Annotated in this window: 17 protein-coding genes; 8 read left to right on the top strand and 9 right to left on the bottom strand. The window is 43.4% G+C overall.

Translation table 11 applies throughout. The features are described 5' to 3' along the window. Positions 1–10 precede the first annotated feature (10 nt). Positions 11–1,468 carry an IMP dehydrogenase gene (gene guaB, locus J2Z48_RS10160; protein ID WP_307253189.1) on the bottom strand — a complete coding sequence of 486 codons (1,458 nt, stop codon included), beginning with the start codon at positions 1,466–1,468 and terminating at the stop codon, positions 11–13. Between the two features lie 180 nt (positions 1,469–1,648). Here guaB and J2Z48_RS10155 point away from each other — a divergent pair, with 180 nt between their 5' ends. Next, positions 1,649–2,662: a YaaC family protein gene (locus tag J2Z48_RS10155; RefSeq protein WP_307253188.1), complete on the top strand. Its 1,014-nt coding sequence runs from the start codon at positions 1,649–1,651 to the stop codon at positions 2,660–2,662. Here J2Z48_RS10155 and gyrA read toward each other — a convergent pair. From gyrA to dnaA, 7 genes are all read right to left on the bottom strand, one after another. After that, positions 2,652–5,135 carry a DNA gyrase subunit A gene (gene gyrA, locus J2Z48_RS10150; RefSeq protein ID WP_370872921.1) on the bottom strand — a complete coding sequence of 828 codons (2,484 nt, stop codon included), beginning with the start codon at positions 5,133–5,135 and terminating at the stop codon, positions 2,652–2,654. The two genes, J2Z48_RS10155 and gyrA, sit on opposite strands and share 11 nt — an antisense overlap. 31 nt (positions 5,136–5,166) lie before the next feature. Further along, positions 5,167–7,080 carry a DNA topoisomerase (ATP-hydrolyzing) subunit B gene (gene gyrB, locus J2Z48_RS10145; protein ID WP_307253386.1) on the bottom strand — a complete coding sequence of 638 codons (1,914 nt, stop codon included), beginning with the start codon at positions 7,078–7,080 and terminating at the stop codon, positions 5,167–5,169. A gap of 30 nt (positions 7,081–7,110) precedes the next feature. Continuing rightward, on the bottom strand, positions 7,111–7,359 hold the full coding sequence (gene remB, locus J2Z48_RS10140; RefSeq protein ID WP_307253183.1) for an extracellular matrix regulator RemB: 249 nt from the start codon (positions 7,357–7,359) through the stop codon (positions 7,111–7,113). 4 nt (positions 7,360–7,363) lie between these two features. Beyond that, positions 7,364–8,482: a DNA replication/repair protein RecF gene (gene recF, locus J2Z48_RS10135; protein WP_307253182.1), complete on the bottom strand. Its 1,119-nt coding sequence runs from the start codon at positions 8,480–8,482 to the stop codon at positions 7,364–7,366. A gap of 12 nt (positions 8,483–8,494) precedes the next feature. Continuing rightward, complete coding sequence (gene yaaA, locus J2Z48_RS10130; protein ID WP_072332209.1) at positions 8,495–8,713, bottom strand: S4 domain-containing protein YaaA; 219 nt, start codon at positions 8,711–8,713, stop codon at positions 8,495–8,497. A gap of 18 nt (positions 8,714–8,731) precedes the next feature. Next, positions 8,732–9,865 (bottom strand): DNA polymerase III subunit beta, encoded by a 1,134-nt coding sequence (gene dnaN, locus J2Z48_RS10125; RefSeq protein ID WP_307253181.1) that lies wholly within the window; start codon positions 9,863–9,865, stop codon positions 8,732–8,734. 225 nt (positions 9,866–10,090) lie between these two features. After that, positions 10,091–11,536: a chromosomal replication initiator protein DnaA gene (gene dnaA / locus J2Z48_RS10120; protein WP_307253179.1), complete on the bottom strand. Its 1,446-nt coding sequence runs from the start codon at positions 11,534–11,536 to the stop codon at positions 10,091–10,093. Positions 11,537–12,082: 546 nt separating this feature from the next. Here dnaA and rpmH point away from each other — a divergent pair. From rpmH to rsmG, 7 genes are all read left to right on the top strand, one after another. Then, complete coding sequence (gene rpmH, locus J2Z48_RS10115) at positions 12,083–12,217, top strand: 50S ribosomal protein L34 (protein ID WP_093290982.1); 135 nt, start codon at positions 12,083–12,085, stop codon at positions 12,215–12,217. A gap of 95 nt (positions 12,218–12,312) precedes the next feature. Beyond that, the gene (gene rnpA / locus J2Z48_RS10110; RefSeq protein WP_307253175.1) at positions 12,313–12,699 is read left to right on the top strand and encodes a ribonuclease P protein component; all 387 of its coding nucleotides are present in this window, start codon (positions 12,313–12,315) and stop codon (positions 12,697–12,699) included. Further along, positions 12,696–12,926 (top strand): membrane protein insertion efficiency factor YidD, encoded by a 231-nt coding sequence (gene yidD / locus J2Z48_RS10105; protein ID WP_307253173.1) that lies wholly within the window; start codon positions 12,696–12,698, stop codon positions 12,924–12,926. The genes rnpA and yidD overlap by 4 nt, the downstream gene beginning before the upstream one ends. 29 nt (positions 12,927–12,955) lie before the next feature. Then, entirely contained in the window at positions 12,956–13,687 is a 732-nt protein-coding gene (yidC, locus tag J2Z48_RS10100; RefSeq protein WP_307253172.1) for a membrane protein insertase YidC, read from the top strand. A 163-nt stretch (positions 13,688–13,850) separates the two neighbouring features. Further along, positions 13,851–15,236 (top strand): tRNA uridine-5-carboxymethylaminomethyl(34) synthesis GTPase MnmE, encoded by a 1,386-nt coding sequence (mnmE, locus tag J2Z48_RS10095; RefSeq protein ID WP_307253171.1) that lies wholly within the window; start codon positions 13,851–13,853, stop codon positions 15,234–15,236. An 18-nt stretch (positions 15,237–15,254) separates the two neighbouring features. Then, positions 15,255–17,129: a tRNA uridine-5-carboxymethylaminomethyl(34) synthesis enzyme MnmG gene (gene mnmG, locus J2Z48_RS10090; RefSeq protein WP_307253169.1), complete on the top strand. Its 1,875-nt coding sequence runs from the start codon at positions 15,255–15,257 to the stop codon at positions 17,127–17,129. Between the two features lie 49 nt (positions 17,130–17,178). Further along, entirely contained in the window at positions 17,179–17,904 is a 726-nt protein-coding gene (gene rsmG, locus J2Z48_RS10085) for a 16S rRNA (guanine(527)-N(7))-methyltransferase RsmG (RefSeq protein WP_307253167.1), read from the top strand. Positions 17,905–17,945: 41 nt separating this feature from the next. On the opposite strand, the gene J2Z48_RS10080 is transcribed toward rsmG, so the two are convergent. Continuing rightward, positions 17,946–19,628: a hypothetical protein gene (locus J2Z48_RS10080; protein ID WP_307253166.1), complete on the bottom strand. Its 1,683-nt coding sequence runs from the start codon at positions 19,626–19,628 to the stop codon at positions 17,946–17,948. Positions 19,629–19,785 lie beyond the last annotated feature (157 nt).

The raw sequence follows: 19,785 nt of genomic DNA, 5'->3' as shown, positions 1-19,785 counted from the left end.
TCCTACCATTTTACCCATGATAGTTCGGTGCTTCTTTTGTAATCTGCACATCATGCGGATGCGACTCACGCAACGAAGCACTCGTAATACGAACAAAACGACTGTTATCTTGTAAATCAAGAATCGTAGCCGCGCCACAATAACCCATACCTGAGCGGAGTCCTCCAACCAACTGATACGTTGTGTCTACTAGAGGTCCCTTATATGGAACACGACCCTCGATCCCTTCTGGCACCAGTTTCCGCTCGTTTTCTTGGAAATAGCGATCTTTACTGCCTGCTTCCATCGCGCCAATCGAGCCCATACCCCGATATACTTTAAACCGACGACCTTGGTAAATCTCAGTATCCCCTGGTGCTTCCTCTGTACCAGCAAAGATACTTCCCAGCATCACAGCACTTGCACCTGCGCTGATCGCTTTTACGATGTCTCCTGAGTAGCGGATTCCGCCATCTGCGATAATAGGGATTCCGTACTCCCGAGCCACGGAAGCACAATCATAAATCGCTGTTACTTGCGGCACACCGATCCCGGCAACTACGCGAGTTGTACAAATGGAACCTGGTCCAATTCCAACTTTGACAACTGAAGCGCCTGCCTCGATCAGATCCCTCGTTCCGTCGCCTGTAGCCACGTTTCCAGCAATAATCGTAAGTTCAGGATATAAGTCCCGTAGCTTGCGAACAGTCTCGAGAACCCCCATAGAATGCCCGTGAGCGGTATCAACAACGACTGCATCTACTTCTGCTTTCACAAGAGCTTCTACCCGTCGCATCGTATCTTTAGATACCCCTACCGCTGCTCCTACTAAAAGCCTTCCTTGGCTATCTTTGGCCGAACTCGGAAACTGAGTCGCTTTCTCGATATCTTTAATTGTAATAAGTCCTTTTAAAATTCCTTCATCATCAACTAGCGGGAGCTTTTCAATCTTATAACGTTGCAGGATATCTTCTGCTGCTTTTAGTGTCGTACCTACTGGTGCGGTTACTAAATTGTCCTTCGTCATAACATCTGAAATCAATGTGGAATAGTTGTGGATAAATCGCAGATCGCGATTCGTCAAGATTCCTACTAACCGAATCTGTTCATCTACGATCGGTACACCCGAAATTCGATACTTGGCCATCAATGCCTCTGCATCATGAACTTGATGATGCGGATGTAGGTAGAAAGGCTTGGTAATGACTCCACTTTCCGAGCGTTTTACACGATCTACTTCTTCTGCTTGCTCTTCTACTTTCATATTCTTATGGATGATTCCTAAACCACCTTGCCTCGCAATGGAGATGGCAAGAGCTGATTCTGTAACGGTATCCATACCCGCACTAATTAATGGAATATTCAATTGAATATGAGGTCCTAGTTTCGTAGCAACACTTACCTGGTTAGGCAGAACTTCAGAACGGGCAGGAATTAATAGCACATCATCAAAGGTTAATCCTTCTTTTGTAAATTTCTGATCCCACATGTTGACAAGTCCCTTCTTTCTAGAAGCAAGCAAGATTTTTTGAAAGTTTAACAGAGCGTTCGTAACCCGTCAAGAATGAAAATATCTTTTCTAAAAGCATTGTCCACATATTTCTTTCATCCCCTGTGTATAACTTGTGAATAAATGTGGATAAGTAAGAAGAGATGAGGTGATTTGATCATGAAAGTGGAGATATACACGGAATCCCCCGAAAGAGCAATCTGGGGGGAACTAGCCTATTTTGAAAATGAATGGATTGCTCGAGACTATCTAAAAGACAAGTACTCACAACTTCCTATAGAACATCCTGATCGACTCTCTTTTCGTAATGTAACTCCATTTCAGATTTACATACGTCAAGCGAGACACATTTTTCAGTCAGCTCATGAAATCACCAATTGGATGAAGCCTACTCATCTGTATTATGGAATGATGAGCTTGTTAAAAGCAGTTATTTTAACGGTAGATCCTTACTATCCACAAAATTCACATGTTCTAAAACACGGAATCTCCACGAAGAAAAAAAAGAAAGAGTTATTTCGTTTCTTCTCTGATGATATTCGCGTGCAAAAAGAGGGACTTTTTCCTCATTATCAAGCTCTTTTTTCAAGCCATTACCGCACAGACTACAGTCCGATTCAATTGACGCAGATGATTCCCGATATACAAGATACTGTATATAAAGTTACCCAATGGAATCATTTTTTACCAGTCGAAGTTAAGGATGATCAGGAAAATGCTGTGGTTACACTTCCAGATACCCTTTTAGAGCACTATAAATATAGTCGAGAACGCTTTGTGGAATGGTTAAACAGCAAGAGTCAGGATGGGCTTTTTCGATTGGTAGATGGAGAGAGGGAGAAAAATCACTTTCAGGTTACTTGGTCAGGAAAACAGGATCAAGTGATCCGGCACCCCTATCTATACCAAAATAAAAAAGGTGATTATTTCGTTTGGATTCGAAATAATCACCTAGTTGAACCAGTTCCAGAATTAGAAGCAGAGTACCTTTTACTTTTTAGCCTAAGCATGCTAAGCCGCTATGAGTCGCCTCTTTGGGCTGAAGTAATGGATGCTACTACCTCGATGGAAGGAATCCTCATTCAAGAATTACTTCGCATCGTACAACGGAAATTTCCCAATCTGATTCTCAACAAATTACACTGTAAAGAGTATATCTACCTTATTCGGTAGTTTCTTCAGAAGGATTCTCTGTCTCTGGAGACAATTCCAGCTCTTCATCATCAGTACGTTGAACACGTGCCACAGTTGCAACTTCTTCCTCGCCGTTTACGCGGATCAATTTTACACCTTGTGCATAACGACCCATGGAAGAGATGTCGTTAATATTTAGGCGGATCACAATACCAGATTGAGTAACAATCATCAGGTCTTCTACTGGAGAGACGACTTTATGACTGATGACTTCACCTTTTCTCGCTGTGATTCCCATGGTTTTAATTCCTTTGCCCCCACGGGACTGAACTCTGTATTCCTCGATAGGAGTCCGTTTCCCAAAGCCTTTTTTCGTCACAATGAGAACATCCAGCTCAGGAGTCACTACGTCCATATCAATGACTTTGTCAGCTTCTGACAAGGTAATTCCTTTGACACCTGTAGCTGAACGACCCATTTTACGCACATCCATCTCTGGGAAGCGAATCGACATACCTTGCTTGGTACCCATCAGAATTTCTTGATGACCATCGGTTAAATGAACGCCAATTAGTTCGTCCGCCTCGCGTAGATTAATCGCAAAAAGACCGTTTTTACGGATGTTTTCAAATTCGGAGAGAGAGGTCTTTTTCACAACTCCTTGCTGGGTAGCAAAGAAGAGGTATTTGTCCTCAACAAACTCTTTTACCGTAATAATCGCCTGAATCCGCTCATCTTGATCAATTTGAATCAAGTTAATGATCGGAGTTCCCCTTGCAGCTCGTCCTAACTCAGGAACTTCGTAAGCTTTCATACGATATACTTTCCCTTTGTTAGAGAAGAAGAGCAAGTGATTATGGGAGTGGGTAGCAAAGAGATGATGAACAAAATCATCGTCTTTTGTTCCCATACCGGTCACACCACGTCCACCGCGTTTCTGCGCACGATAGCTGTTAAGTGGCATCCGTTTGATGTAACCACGATGGGTCATCATGATGGAAACCTCTTCTTGAGGAATCAAGTCTTCATCTACAATCACACCTTCATCCATCTTGATGCGGGTTTTTCGCTCATCACCAAACTGTCTCTGCACCTCGACCGCTTCTTCTCGAACGATCGCTAATATCTTAGCAGGGTCTGCTAGGATCCCACGTAGTTCCGAAATCAGTTTGATTAGGTCTTGATACTCACCTTCGATTTTATCCCGCTCAAGGCCGGTTAAGCGCTGGAGACGCATATCGAGAATGGCATTCGCCTGCTTCTCAGACAAACCAAAACGCTCCATCAATCCAGTGCGTGCTTCAACTGTCGTTTGGGAACCACGGATCAATGCAATCACATCATCGATATGATCGAGCGCAATCCGAAGTCCTTCTAAGATATGGGCACGATCTTCTGCTTTATTCAGATCGAACTGAGTACGGCGTGTAATAACCTCAATTTGGTGTTCTAGATAATGGCTAAGCATCTGCTTCAGGTTTAAGACTTGCGGTTGTCCTTTTACCAAAGCTAACGTGTTTACACCAAAGCTTGTTTGTAAGGTAGTGTGTTTGTAAAGATTGTTCAGGATGATCATTGGATTCACATCACGGCGAAGTTCGATGACCACACGCATTCCGTTACGGTCTGACTCGTCGCGTAAATCGGTGATCCCCTCAATCTTTTTATCACGTACAAGCTCAGCGATTTTCTCTACCAATCTCGCTTTATTTACTTGATACGGAAGCTCTTCTACGATAATACGTGTCTTACCGTTGTTTGACTCTTCCATTCTCGTCTTGGCACGAATCTGAACAGATCCACGACCTGTACGGAACGCTTTGCGGATTCCCTCATAGCCGAGGATGATCCCACCGGTAGGAAAATCGGGTCCTTTAACAACCGTCATCAGTTCGTCTATTTCCACCTCTGGATTATCAATGACCATTAACAATCCATTGATCACTTCTGTCAAGTTATGAGGTGGAATATTCGTTGCCATCCCCACGGCAATCCCTGCAGCTCCGTTTACCAGTAAGTTAGGGAATCGGGCAGGTAATACAAGTGGTTCCTCGTATTGACCATCGTAGTTAGGACCATAATCAATGACATCTTTCTGGATATCACGAAGGATCTCCAGCGTAATCGGTGCTAATCGTGCTTCGGTATAACGCATCGCAGCCGCAGCATCGCCGTCCACAGAGCCAAAGTTTCCGTGACCATCTACCAACATGTAGCGGTAGGAGAAGTTTTGGGCCATCCGTACCATCGCATCATAGATAGCGGAATCCCCGTGAGGATGGTACTTCGCAATTACATTACCAACTACGTGTGCCGATTTTTTATAAGGCTTATCTGGTGTCATGTTGTTTTCATACATCGCATACAAAATACGACGATGTACAGGCTTGAGTCCATCCCGCACATCAGGTAGCGCACGACTGACAATAACACTCATGGCATAGTCTAGGAACGATGTTTTCATCTCTTGACTAATATTGATTTCTTGAATCCGTTCACTTGCTGACAAAATTCATCACTCCTCGCTCCTCTATCAACCCACTCTAGATGTCTAAATTCGCTTGTTTTGCATACTCTTGGATGAAATCACGACGCGGCTCTACGCGGTCTCCCATCAACATTTCAAATACTTCATCAGCATCCATTGCATCGTCTAGAGATACTTGAAGAAGGGTACGGCTCTCAGGGTCCATCGTGGTCTCCCAAAGTTGACCAGCGTTCATTTCACCTAATCCTTTGTAACGCTGAATATCAATTCGCCCTTTTCCTTCTAAGGTTTTAACCAACTCGTCTTTCATCCGATCATTGTACGCGTACAATTCCTTTTTCCCTTGGGAAACCTTAAACAAAGGGGGCTGAGCGATGTACACGTAACCATGTTCAATCAAAGGTCTCATATAGCGGTAGAAGAAAGTGAGAAGCAGAGTTCGGATATGGGCTCCGTCAACGTCCGCATCGGTCATAATCACGATCTTGTGATATCGTGCTTTTTCAATGTTAAAATCGTCGGAGATCCCTGTACCAAAAGCAGTAATCATCGTACGAATTTCTTCATTGGATAAGGCTTTATCTAAACGTGCTTTTTCCACGTTAAGGATTTTTCCTCTAAGTGGCAAAATCGCTTGGAACATGCGGTCGCGTCCTTGCTTCGCTGTTCCACCCGCGGAATCACCCTCTACTAGGTAAATCTCACTAATTTCCGCATCACGGCTTGTACAATCTGCTAATTTTCCTGGTAATGAGCTGACTTCGAGCGCACTTTTGCGTCGGGTCAGTTCACGAGCTTTCCGAGCGGCTTCCCGGGCACGAGCTGCCATCAAGGCTTTCCCGATTACTTTTTTAGCAGTAGCCGGATTTTCATCTAGGAACTCAGCTAGTTTCTCACCAAAAACCTGCTCTGTCGCTGTACGGGCCTCGCTATTTCCTAGCTTTGTCTTGGTCTGTCCTTCAAACTGTGGATCAGCAAGTTTTACGCTAATAATTGCAGTAAGCCCTTCCCGAACGTCATCCCCGGATAGGTTGCTATCGCTATCTTTGATCAGGCTGTTTCTGCGCGCATAATCATTTACTACACGTGTTAACGCAGATTTGAAGCCGGACTCATGCGTTCCACCCTCATGCGTATGGATATTATTAGCATACGAATAAATGTTCGAGGTATAAGAATCATTATATTGCATCGAAACTTGAACTGGGATTCCTTCCCGCTCACCTTCGACGTAAATCGGGGGATCATGTAATGCTTCTCGATTCCGATTCAAATATTCGACAAATGATTGAATTCCACCATCGAACTTAAATTCCTTCTTTTTTCCATCTCCACGCTTGTCCTCAATGGTAATCTTGACACCACGATTTAAGAAAGCAAGTTCACGTAAGCGATTTTGTAGGATATCAAAATCGTATTCGGTCGTTTCGGTAAAAATCGTTGGATCGGGTGTAAATGTAATGTGAGTTCCTCTTTGATCCGTTTTACCGATTACTTTTAAGTCCGCTTCTGGGGCTCCACGATGATATTTTTGATAGTGGACCTTCCCATCCTGGTGAACGTGTACCTCTAGTTCAGTAGAGAGAGCATTTACGACCGATACCCCAACCCCATGAAGGCCTCCAGAGAACTTATAACCTTCTCCATCAAACTTACCACCTGCATGTAGCACGGTCATAACGACTTCTACTGCTGTCTTCCCAAGCTTAGGCTGAATACCTACAGGGATTCCCCGTCCGTTATCGATAACGGTAACACTATTATCTTCGTTTACAATGACTTGAATGGTGTCACAGAAGCCCGCTAAAGCCTCGTCAATACTGTTATCGACTACTTCCCATACCAAGTGATGCAAACCGCGGCTGGAAGTAGAGCCGATATACATCCCTGGACGCTTTCGAACTGCCTCTAGACCTTCTAGCACTTGAATCTGCGAAGCATCGTAATTGTTGTTGTTTTGTGCAGTCAATCTACTCACCTACTCTCTCATGAATCAACTTCATTTGTTTTTATGAAAAACTCGGATTTGCCTTGCCCGTCTCATCAAGGTAACGGAAGAGATGGGAGAAGGATACACACGATGAGGCGTCACAACATACGACTTCACTTCATCATCTGGAATATCAACTAGCCGACCTGCTTGTTTGCTCGATTCTAAAAAGGAGCGCGAATCCATGGATTGATGATCCAAAATGGCAATCACATCCCTCGCCCTTACAACTTGATCTCCACCTAAGTGAATGTACATATTCTCACCTCAACTCCCGAATGTTTCCTTGCTGGATTTGATAAATCCGTGCCTTAGCCAGCGTCTCCCCGTCAATTCCTTCTAGATTCGTTGTGGTAACAAACGTTTGAACCCGCCCTCGAATCGCTTCTAGTAGATGCGTTTTCCTCGAATCATCTAGCTCCGATAAAACATCATCCAATAGTAAAATGGGGTATGTACCTGTTTCCTGATGAATCAGCTCGATTTCAGCCAATTTCAAGGAAAGGGCAGCCGTTCTCTGTTGCCCCTGTGAACCAAATGTATGAAGATCCAATCCATTCGCAACCAATCGAAAATCATCGCGCTGCGGTCCGAGTAGCGTAGAGCCTCTGCGGATTTCTTTTTCGCGAACTCTTTGTAACTCAGCTTGAAAAACCGTGCGCCATTCTTCAATCGACATGTCGGCTGTAATGGGGATGGAGGGAAGATATTCGATCAGCAATTCTTCATGGGCACTCGTGATAGATTGATGAATCTCTTGTGACCACTCCGTTAATTGCTTGAGAAAATGAAATCTCTTTCTCCACAATTCTAGGGAAAGAGACATGAGTTGTTCATCGTATACATCTAAAAATTCAACTTGGAATTTTTTATTTGTACCGAGTCCTTTCAGCAAACTATTTCTCTGAGTAAGAAGTTTATGTAACTGAGACAAATGGTACAAATAGGTAGGACTCACTTGTCCAATCTCCATATCCAAGAAACGCCGCCTAATTTGAGGGCTACCTTTGACAATTGCGAGGTCTTCTGGGGCAAACAGAATAGCGGGTAAGAAGCCAATATACTGGCTTAACTTCGATTGCTCGATCCCATTAATGCTAACTTTTTTTCCCAGATCGCGCAACTGTACCTCTAATCTGGATCCGGTTTCATCTCGTTTGACCCGCGCTTTTAAGATCGCATGTTGTTCGCCAAACTGAATTAATTCCTTTGTAGAACGGGTTCGATGCGATTTTCCAAGCGCAAGGAGATAGAGAGATTCTAAGATGTTTGTCTTGCCTTGCGCATTGGGGCCTACGAAGATGTGGAGATCTTGTGGGCAATCAAGTGAAAGCTGAGAAATGTTGCGGTAGCGCTGGATCTCTAGTGACTGAACACGCACCTGGGCAACCCCCTATTTCTCAGACAATATGAGAAAACGACCGAAGCCTCGGATATCCACAACATCCTGTGGATAAATCTTTCGACCTCGCCGATTCTCTAGCTCTTGATTGACATATATTTCATTGTCGGCTAAAAACATCTTTGCGAAACCACCACTATCAATGGCATCTACTTTTTTTAATAGTTGCCCTAACTGAATATAGGGCCCGTCAATATATACGTGCTTCATGACTCAACATCCTTCTTTTTAGCGCGTACGGATCGGTACGATGAGGTGCAACGTGTCTTCACGGTCTGCAGGCTGAATGATAAATGGAGTCATCGTCCCTGTAAATTGAATGCGAATCTCATCACTATCAATCGATCTAAGCGCCTCAATCATGTAACGTGCATTAAACGAGATCCCCAGCGCAGTCCCCTTTACACGAGCCTTCACTTCTTCTGTAACGCTCCCGATATCTTGCGACACAGAGGTAACTTCCACCGTGTCATCACTCATCGTCCATTTTATCACATTATCTCGTCCATCTCGGCTAATAAGAGAAGCACGCTCAACAGATTGTAACAATTCTCTGGTTGAAGTGATCAACTCTGTGTCACCGCATTGTGGAATCACTCGATTGGTATCCGGATAGGTACCATCTAAAAGACGAGAGTAAAATTCAATATGCTCATTTTTTACCAACAGTTGATGATCCGCCACGACGATTTCAACCGAATCCTCGTCATCGGCAAAGGTTTTCGCTAGCTCGCTCATACTTTTACCAGGGAGAATTACGTTATCCAAAGACAGTTGACCTGTGTTTGGAGTCGGAATCAGGCGCCTAGAGAGACGGTGACTATCTGTGGCGACACAGGTGAGAACCCCATTTTCTAGTTGCCATAAAACGCCTGTCAACACGCCTCGAGCTTCATTGGTTGCGACTGAAAAGCCAGTTTGCCGAATTAATGAACGAAGCTCATCAGCCGGAATCGAAAAAACCTGATCCTCTGATAGACGTGGAAGGCGAGGGTATTCGTCTGGATTAAATCCATGTAGTTGGAACTCAGTCGAACCTGATTGAATCGTAATTTGATACCGCTCATTTACTTCCCATTCTACATACTCACCAGGTAACTTCCTTACCATCTCTCCAAAGATTTTACCTGGAATGACAACACTTCCTTTTTTTTCCACAAATACTTGTTCTTGATCCTCTTTTACATGAGGAATCCTTACTTGAATTGTGATATCAGAGTTACTACCTGTTAGAAGCAACCCTTCTTGATCAGCGATTGCTTTCATACCTGTTAGAACGGGAATCGTCGTTTTTTGAGATACCGCTTTACTAACTTGTGCTACCGCTTCTACGAGTACCGATTTGGCAATACGGATTTTCATGAGTTCCTCACCTCTGTCAATCAATTGTGGATAAAGAAAAAATATAGCATGAATGTGTCTTGTGAGCCATATACATATATATTATTTAATAAAAAAACCGTAGTAATAGTAGTAGGGGCTGTGGATACTGTGGATAAGTAGGTTAAAGCTAGATATGAAGCCTAAACACGCTGTGGATAAAGTGTGCATAAGTTTGTCAAAATTATCCACAGTATCCACAGCAACCTAGGAACCTCGCAAAATTCGTTTCTTTAATTCATCCACTGCCTGCTGGAGATGTGGATCACTGAGAAGAGCACGGTTGATTTTTTCATGGGCATGGATGACCGTTGTATGGTCTCTGCCTCCGAAGTCTTCACCGATTTTCGGTAGGGAGTAATCAGTCATCTCACGTGCGATAAACATCGCAATTTGACGTGGGAGAGTGATCGTTTTCGTGCGTTTTTTGCTTTTTAGATCTTCAACGCGTAACCGATAGTAAGTACTAACTGCCTGCTGAATATCGGAGATCGTAATAACTTTCGGTCTAGCATTGGGCATTATATCTTTTAATGCCTCGGCTGCCAAGTCAGCACTGATCGGTTGATTCATTAAGGCAGAATAGGCGACGACGCGGATGAGAGCTCCTTCTAATTCCCGGATGTTGGTATCCACTCGATCAGCGATGGTAGCCAGTACATCACTTGGCACATCCAGCTGGTCGGCAATTGCTTTTTTTCGAAGGATGGCGATACGGGTCTCTAGATCGGGGGGCTGCACATCGGTAATTAATCCCCATTCAAAACGAGAGCGCAGGCGATCTTCTAGTGTTGGGATTTCTTTAGGAGGACGATCACTGGAGATGATAATTTGTTTGTTCTCTTCATGCAGAGCATTGAATGTATGGAAGAATTCTTCTTGTGTTTGCTCTTTGCCTGCTAAAAATTGAATATCATCTATTAACAAGATATCCACAGTTCGATATTTGTTACGGAAACCAATAGCTCGATTGTCCCGGATCGCATTGATAAACTCATTTGTAAATTTTTCAGATGACAGGTATACCACACGACTATTCGGATTATGAGCCAGTACGTGATGGCCAATGGCATGCATTAAGTGCGTTTTTCCGAGACCAACTCCTCCATATATAAAGAGAGGATTATAAGCTTTAGCGGGTGCTTCGGCAACAGCGAGAGAAGCAGCGTGTGCAAAACGGTTCCCGGATCCAATTACAAATGTATCGAATGTATATTTGGGATTTAACTGTGACTGAACAAACCCTTCGATTTCTTCATCGGCCTCTTCACTTGGTTCTTCATTCGAATGGGAAGTGGTTGCACGACGTGGAGCTTCTGTGTCTTTCTTTCCCTCTTCTGATTTAGAATGAGGTGTTTTTGCTATTTGCTGAACAGGTAATTCCCCTTGTACTTGAATCGGTTCAGTCCCAAGACTGATCACCTCAATCTCCAGATTTGTCCCCGAAACTTTTTTAACAGCATCTTTTATCATCGAATAATAACGATTTGAGAGCATGTCCTGTGCAAAGGTAGAGGGAACTCCAATGATCAATTTATTGCTCTGGAGTTCGATTGCTTCGGTTTGTTTTAGCCAAGCTTCAAAGCTGGGTTTGCTTATCTTCGATTGAATCAAATCAAGGCTTTTTTTCCATAAGTCATTAACATGTTCCACAATGATCAGAACCCTCCTTCCAAAAAATTATTTTTTCCATGTTATCCACAGTATTCATTTAGATGATATCTAGGTTAAACCAACTTATCCACACTATCCACAAGATCGTTATCCATATGTCTATCCACAGATTATGATCAGAAGGATAGAAAGTTATCCACAATTGTGGATAACTAATGGAGACAAAAAAGTTATCCACGGGGAAAACAACAATAGAATATCAGAATATACCAGTATTTACAATGGACATATCCGTTTATCCACACCATCCACAGGCTGTGGATAACTTTTTATCCACAAGTTGTGTGATTGTGGATAACTTCTGGATAATGAGTGAATAAGTAGTGGAGAAATGTGGATAAGTCCCGTTTGATTCCCACAAGTTATCCACATTTCTTCTATTCTTGACATGAAACAGGGATAAAGCTATAATGTGGAAGATTGTCTACGGAAATTTTTCATTTTATCGTATGAAGGGAGGCACCCTGGTCGGCGTATGTCCGGTTTGTTGATTTGTCATAGATCGACAATTACCAGGTAAATAATATGAAACGTACCTACCAACCATCTAAACGTAAACGTAAAAACGTTCATGGTTTCCGTGCTCGTATGAGTACAAAAAACGGTCGCAAAGTGTTAGCGGCTCGTAGAAGAAAAGGCAGAAAAGTACTTTCTGCATAATGAAAGGCCACTAAGTAGAGTGGCCTTTTTCTCTATATGGGAATCGTTTATAGAAGGATGAATCTGCCGATAATGTGAGATAAGGAGGGAGCTGGATGCAAAAGGAATATAGACTGAGGCGTCGGAATGATTTTCGTCGTGTGTTTCGCTTCGGAACTTCTGCTGCCAATCGTCAGTTCGTTGTATACATCTCTCCACGTCAAGCTGGGGCTGGGAGTCTTTCTGGACCTCGCATCGGTATATCGGTGAGTAAGAAGGTAGGTAATGCGGTTGTTCGCAATCGTGTTAAACGATTAGTAAAGGAAGTTACCAGACACTGGATTCCTGATTTAAAAGAAGGAACCGATGTTGTGATCATCGCCCGCAATCCTGCTGCTACGATGGATTTCTACCAAGTGGAATCGAGTTTACGTCATGTATTTAGACGAGCCAAGCTCTTCAGAAAAAATACACGGGACTGTAGAAGGGGAGAGATCGTTTGAGGGACTTTGCCATTATTCTGATCCGATTTTATCGCAAATTTATCTCTCCTTTAAAACCCCAGCCCACTTGTCGATTTTATCCGACTTGCTCACAATACGGATTAACTGCCTATCAACGATTTGGTTTTGTGAAAGGAACATGGCTTACGATGATGCGAATTGGAAAGTGTCATCCGTTTCATCCAGGTGGAATGGATCCTGTTCCAGAAAAAAAGATACATATATAGCTTGGGATGACCTGAAAGGAGGAGAGGACGTGCGTTACTTAAATCGCAAATGGATTGTGCTAACGGTACTAATCCTTAGTTTTGCGCTACTTACAGGATGTTCGCCGACGGGGAGCATTGACCCATCATCAGGCGTTTGGGCTAAATACTTCGTGCATCCGCTGTCTCAATTACTTGACTATTTTTATGATTTGTTTGGTACATATGGGGTCTCGATTCTAATCGTTACTTTTTTGGTACGTTTATTGATTCTACCTTTATCCATTAAACAACAAAGAAGTATGCAAGAGATGCAAGTGATTCAGCCGAAGATCCAGAAGTTACGTGCTAAATATAAAAAAGATCAACAGAAGCAACAGCAAGAGATGATGAAGCTTTATAAAGAGCATAATGTAAATCCGATGTCAGGATGTTTACCTATGGTGGTACAGATCCCGATCTTTATTGCCTTTTATCAAGCGATTCAGTTTGATCCACAGATTGCAAAATCAACCTTTTTATATCTTCAATTAGGGAAGCCTGATCCATACTTTATCTTCCCGATCATTGCAGCCTTTACGACATACATTCAAATGATTGCCCAAGGAAGTGCGAATAGTGCACAGACACGGATTATGATTTGGATTATGCCGATTATGATTTTAGTCATTGGTTCCAACTTGGCTTCTGCTCTTGCATTGTACTGGGTATACGGAAATATCTTTACTATTTTGCAGTACATGATTTTCAGCCGCAAAAAAACAGGAAAAGCAACTGCGTAGAAGATGACAACTGTGAAAAATGCCTCTTGTGTGAGGGAATTCAGACTGTAAACAAATGTAGCTTTTGTCGACAAACTGAATCCTCACTAGGAGGCGTTTTTTGTTAAACTGCATCTTTGAAGGGAATTGTAAAATTGTGTTATGATGATCGAGGTGAAGTAAGATGCAATTTGAAAATGATACAATTGCTGCGATTGCAACTGCACTAGGAGAAGGCGGTATCGCTGTCATCCGTGTGAGTGGTCCGCAAGCAATTGAAAAAGTAGATCAACTATATGCAGGTAAGGAATCCTTACAACAAACGCCAACGCATACGGTGCGTTATGGATATATGGTTCATCCGGGAACGGAAGAACGGATTGATGAAGTGCTTGTTACAGTGATGCGTGCACCCAGAACTTTTACCCGAGAAGATGTGGTAGAGATTAGTTGTCACGGTGGACTTATTCCTGTACAGGCAACGCTCAAGGCTCTGCTGTCTGTCGGAATTCGCTTGGCAGAACCAGGGGAATTTACAAAGCGGGCCTTCTTAAACGGTCGGATTGATTTATCCCAAGCGGAAGCTGTGATGGACCTGATTCGTGCGAAAACGGATCGTGCAGCCAAAGTAGCAAACCAACAAGCAGAGGGACGCTTATCTAAGCTAATCCAACAATTGCGGGAAGAGATCGTGGAAACGTTAGCCCATTTAGCGGTAAATGTGGACTATCCTGAATATGACGCTGAGGTCATGACGAGTCAGTTTTTACAAGAACGATGCGAATATATCATGAATCATATTGACGAATTACTCCAAACAGCTCGTCAAGGGAAGATCTTGCGTGAGGGAATCGCGACTGCCATTATTGGGCGACCTAACGTCGGGAAGTCCTCTTTGATGAATGTATTAACTCAGGAGAATAAAGCGATTGTGACCGATATCCCCGGAACGACTCGGGATGTGCTTGAGGAATATGTAAACGTTCGCGGGATTCCGCTTAAATTATTAGATACAGCGGGCATCAGGGAGACAGAAGATCTGGTAGAGCAGATTGGAGTCGAGCGTTCTCGTCAAGCTTTAGAACGGGCTGATTTGGTGTTATTAGTGCTAAATCAAGCAGAGGAATTACAAGCGGAGGATCGCAGACTCTTAGAGCAGGTGAAGCATGTTACGACGATCGTGATTATGAACAAAATGGACTTGCCTGGTAAATGTTCCATTGAAGAGGTGCGTTCATCTATCTTAGAACATACACCCGTTATTACAACTTCTTTGAAGGAAGAGAAGGGGATTCACCAGTTAGAAGAAGCGATTTCCTCTTTATTTTTTACAGGGAAAGTAGCGATGGCGGATAGTACGTATGTAAGCAATGCGCGCCATATTCATCTGCTGGAAGAGGCTCAAAAAAGTATCCAAGATGTGCTAAACGGGATTGAACTCGGGATGCCGTTAGACTTAGTGGAGATCGATCTAAAAAATGCATGGCAGTATCTAGGGGAAGTAATTGGAGATGCGGTGGCGGAAGACCTGATTGACCAGATTTTCTCCCAATTCTGTCTAGGGAAATGATGAGGTGAAGAGATCAAGATGAATAATCAATATGATGTGATCGTCATCGGTGCGGGCCATGCAGGATGTGAAGCGGCGCTTGCTTCGGCTCGCATGGGATGTAGGACACTACTCCTAACATTAAGTTTAGATACCATTGCATATATGCCATGTAATCCATCCGTAGGGGGACCTGCGAAAGGTCATGTGGTACGGGAATTGGATGCGCTTGGCGGAGAGATGGGGAAAAATATAGATAAGACCCATATCCAAATGAGAATGTTAAATACGGGTAAAGGGCCTGCTGTTTATGCGCTACGTGCTCAAGCTGATAAATTGTTATACCAACGTGAGATGAAGCGGATTTTGGAGCAAGAACCAAACTTAGAGATTCATCAAAATATGGTAGAGCGATTTATCATAGAGGATGGGGAGTGCCGGGGTGTTGTGACCCGAACAGGTACTCGTTATTATGCGAAATCCGTGGTGCTTACAACAGGGACCTATCTACGAGGGAAGATTATTATTGGAGACTTAGCTTATGAAAGTGGTCCGAATAATCAACAGCCATCGATTAACTTAGCCCTCCATTTGCAGGAGTTAGGCTTTGAGATGGTGCGTTTTAAAACGGGGACTCCTCCACGGGTTAGTGCGAAGAGCATCGATACCAGTGTAATGGAAATTCAGCCTGGGGACGAGACTCCACGTGCCTTTTCTTATGAGACAACGGAGTACATCACGGATCAACTTCCTTGTTGGCTAACCTATACGAACGAGCAAACCCATGAATATATTCAAGAAAACTTGCATCGTGCTCCGATGTATTCCGGGACGATTGAAGGGAGAGGTCCGCGCTATTGCCCATCGATTGAGGATAAAATCGTTCGTTTCTCGGATAAAAATCGCCATCAAATCTTTATTGAACCAGAAGGGCGCGAAACTGAGGAGATTTATGTTCAGGGATTATCGACAAGCTTGCCAGAGGACGTACAACTTGAGATGTTGCGTACAATTAAAGGCATGGAAAAAGCTGAGATGATGCGGACAGGCTATGCGATTGAGTACGATGCGATTGTTCCTACGCAATTATGGCCTAGTTTGGAGACGAAGAAAGTACCAGGACTCTTTACAGCTGGACAAATCAACGGTACTTCGGGGTATGAGGAAGCCGCGGCTCAAGGTGTTATGGCAGGTATCAACGCTGCGAGAAAGGTACAGGGTAAGGATTCCGTTGTGCTAGATCGATCTGAGGCATATATTGGTGTTTTGATTGATGATCTGGTTACGAAGGGGACAAACGAACCGTATCGTTTGCTTACTTCGCGGGCGGAATATCGTCTCTTATTGCGCCATGATAATGCAGATCTTCGCCTAACGGAGATTGGGCACGAGATTGGATTAATTAAAGAGGATCGCTACAGTCGCTTTACTGCCAAGAAAGAAGCGATTGCCCGTGAGATAGCCCGTCTTCGTGAGACGAAAGTACGTCCAACACCCGAAGTGCAGCAAATCTTACGCGATATGGGGACAAACGAAATCAATAATGCGGTTGAGTTAGCGAATTTAATTAAGCGTCCGGAGCTCGGCTATGAACAGATTGTGAGAATGGCACCGCCAGAGGAATCTGTGTCGCCAGATGTAGCGGAACAGGTAGAAATCCAGCTAAAATACGAGGGTTATATCTCGAAATCGCTACAACAAGTAGAGAAGATGAAGAAGATGGAGGAAAAGCGAATTCCCCATTGGATCGATTACTCTAAGATTGCGGGTATATCTTCGGAAGCAAGAGAGAAATTAGCGCAAATTCGTCCGATTTCGCTAGGACAAGCAACACGTATTTCAGGTGTGAACCCAGCTGATATCTCGATCTTGATGGTGCATATGGAACAGGGAACAAAAGCAGTTGAAGCATAATGAGATGGGTCTGGTGAAAGCCGGACCCATTTTTGAAGGAGGATGTTGTTTGGAGCAGGGATTGTGGTTACAAGAGGCTGTGAAACCATGGGGAATCGATCTCGATGAGACACAGCTAAAGCAGTTTGATCAGTTTTTTCATCTATTAGTTGAAACCAATAAAGTAATGAATTTGACGGGAATTACAGAGGAGAGGGAAGTGTATGTAAAGCACTTCTATGATTCCCTTACCCTGATGTTGCAATTAGGAGAGAAAGGGAAGTCAGAGATCCGCATGATCGATGTAGGAACGGGAGCAGGCTTCCCAGGAATCCCGCTTACAATTGCCAATCCAGACTGGAAAGTAGTGCTGTTAGACTCTTCACGGAAGCGGATTCAGTTTCTCGAGCAAGTAGCGGCAGAACTTGGTTTACAACATGTGACCTGTATACATGGGCGAGCAGAGGACTTTGCCCATCAAAAAGAGTATCGTCAGATGTTTGACTTAGCGACCGCTCGTGCAGTAGCGAAGCTAAATGTTATCGCTGAATATTGTCTACCATTTGTAAAAGTAGGTGGAAGTTTTATCGCGATGAAGGGTTCCGCAGTCGATGAGGAAGTAGCGGAAGCTAAGCGTGCCCTTCACGTCTTAGGTAAGAACCAAGTGGAGGTACGAAAACTCACGCTACCCGACGAGATGGGAAGCCGCCATCTGGTGCACTTAGGTAAACGGGATCATACCCCGAAAGCATATCCGCGAAAAGCAGGTACGCCAGTAAAACAGCCTATTATATAGTAAAAAAAGCGAATTCCTACCAACGATAGGATTCGCTTTCTTTATCCAAGATTATCAATTAAGTTGTGCAACCCACGCAGAGCAAGCTTTCGCTTTTCGATTTGATCGAGCTCTTGTCGTTTGCGATTGTTCTGGGAAATAGGAGTGAGGAATTCCTCCCATGAGTTATATCCATAGGCGTCTTCAAACTCAATTTCATCGGCTTTTAATCCATTTTTTTGTGGAGGAGCAAATGGGTTCAAGTCATTCTCCTTCTCATGGAGAAGCTGTTTATCAACATGATGACTACTCTTGCCTGTGCTAAGATCGCCTTCAGGTGAGAAGGAGAATAGATCAAAAGGGGAGTGATCACCTTTTGTCTCTATACTCTTTTTTTTCAGGTCCTTTGATGCATCCTTTTCCACACTTAGATCAATATTCTGGAACAGTCTACTTTTCTTTTGCGTACGAGAACGCCTTCTAGGAGAAAATGGGGTATCTGTTGTTACCGGTTCATCTTCTAGATGGGTTGTCGTATGGGACTGGGCATCTTTTGGCTTCTCCAATAAGGTAAGAGAAATCAAGTTAGATGTTTTCTTTAATGGTTTTGGAGTCTCTACCTCGACCGGCTCTACGGATTCCTTTTGCTCGGATGCTTGTTCCGATTCTTTGGAAAAGAACTCAAATGTGTCAAGAGAGGGCTTGCGTTGTCCGGACTGAGAAAACTTCTTTCTTAAGCGAATATCACGTTCCTTATAGGCGCGATGTGGTTCTGTAGCTGTGTTCTGAAACGAGAATACAAATTCGGTGTCCAGATTCCGGTTCTCAACTGATTCTGATGCCGTTTCCTCTAATTTCAGCTCTGATATTGATTCTGCTAGATCTGGTATATCTGAGGTCGGTTCAACAGGTGTGTCTGATTCTTCGGTAGAAGGGTGGGACTCCTCTAAATCAATGTCTGATTGAGTTAGGGTCTTTTTATCAGTCTGTTGCATTTTATCAAACAAAGGACTGGTAAGAGAGCTTTGCAGACCAGCAGGGATCTTAGTATGCTCTCTAGTGAGACGATCTTTGAGCGAATTTTCCCGATTCCAGAGAAGACTCGGTAAAATGGATTCAGGTTGATTCTTAGTAGCTGAAACCGAGTCATCTGGGTCCTCTTCCTCAACTGATTCGATCACTTCCTGTTGGAAAAGAGCTGGCTGTTCCTCTGCTTGTTCGGGTGCGGAATCCGTTTCCTGTGCTACTGGTGGGGATTCCAGTAGGACCTCTATAGGGCTTGCATCTAAAGTGGGATCGAATTCTTCTATCGGATCAAAATAATCATCTTCTACCTTTAATTCTAAATCATCATTCACTTCTAGATAACTTGATGAGATAGTAGGCTGTGTTGGTACTATATCTGGCATTTCAAAGGAAGCAAGGTCTTCATCTGGTAAGAAAATATCCTCTATCGTATGGTCATTTGATGCTTGGTCCACAGCAACCAATTCGGTTTGAAAGACGAATGTAGTTGTTTTGTGGAGTGGGGTATGTACTTCTTGCTTATGGGCAACAATTTTGTGGTCTTTGCTTAGCGACGTATTCGATGAAAGGGTTTCTTGACAGATCAACGATGTCGTAACGTGGAGGTCTAAATCGATCAAGAGAACCTTCTGACCCTGTTGTTCGCTAGCTAGAATTGCTTGTTCAGCTTTTTCTCTCGATCCTAGAATTATCACGTCAAATTGTTCTAAGTGAGACATATTTTCCCTCCTTCTTTTGGGTAATTGCAGTCGGGTTATAATTATATATTTTATTATCTCTCTTTTTGCAAGTCATTTCTAGATAAAACTATTATGTTTGGTTGATTTTTTAGTTGTTAGATGAACAAATTGAGAAGGGACAAATAAAATCTGCTAC

It is taken from the genome of Croceifilum oryzae (assembly GCF_030814315.1).
In the GTDB taxonomy this organism is placed as follows: Bacteria; Bacillota; Bacilli; order Thermoactinomycetales; family Thermoactinomycetaceae; genus Baia; species Baia oryzae.
The sequence above is the reverse complement of the archived record's forward strand: the minus strand, read 5'-3'. Positions and strand labels throughout refer to the sequence as shown.

Bases quoted from the DNA above. Each gene is read 5' to 3' on its own strand.
- rnpA (WP_307253175.1), top strand. From the start codon at position 12,313: ATGCAAAAGGAATATAGACTGAGGCGTCGGAATGATTTTCGTCGTGTG.
- mnmE (WP_307253171.1), top strand. From the start codon at position 13,851: ATGCAATTTGAAAATGATACAATTGCTGCGATTGCAACTGCACTAGGA.
- guaB (WP_307253189.1), bottom strand. From the start codon at position 1,468: ATGTGGGATCAGAAATTTACAAAAGAAGGATTAACCTTTGATGATGTG.
- remB (WP_307253183.1), bottom strand. From the start codon at position 7,359: ATGTACATTCACTTAGGTGGAGATCAAGTTGTAAGGGCGAGGGATGTG.
- J2Z48_RS10155 (WP_307253188.1), top strand. From the start codon at position 1,649: ATGAAAGTGGAGATATACACGGAATCCCCCGAAAGAGCAATCTGGGGG.
- dnaN (WP_307253181.1), bottom strand. From the start codon at position 9,865: ATGAAAATCCGTATTGCCAAATCGGTACTCGTAGAAGCGGTAGCACAA.
- rpmH (WP_093290982.1), top strand. From the start codon at position 12,083: ATGAAACGTACCTACCAACCATCTAAACGTAAACGTAAAAACGTTCAT.
- mnmG (WP_307253169.1), top strand. From the start codon at position 15,255: ATGAATAATCAATATGATGTGATCGTCATCGGTGCGGGCCATGCAGGA.
- J2Z48_RS10080 (WP_307253166.1), bottom strand. From the start codon at position 19,628: ATGTCTCACTTAGAACAATTTGACGTGATAATTCTAGGATCGAGAGAA.
- yaaA (WP_072332209.1), bottom strand. From the start codon at position 8,713: ATGAAGCACGTATATATTGACGGGCCCTATATTCAGTTAGGGCAACTA.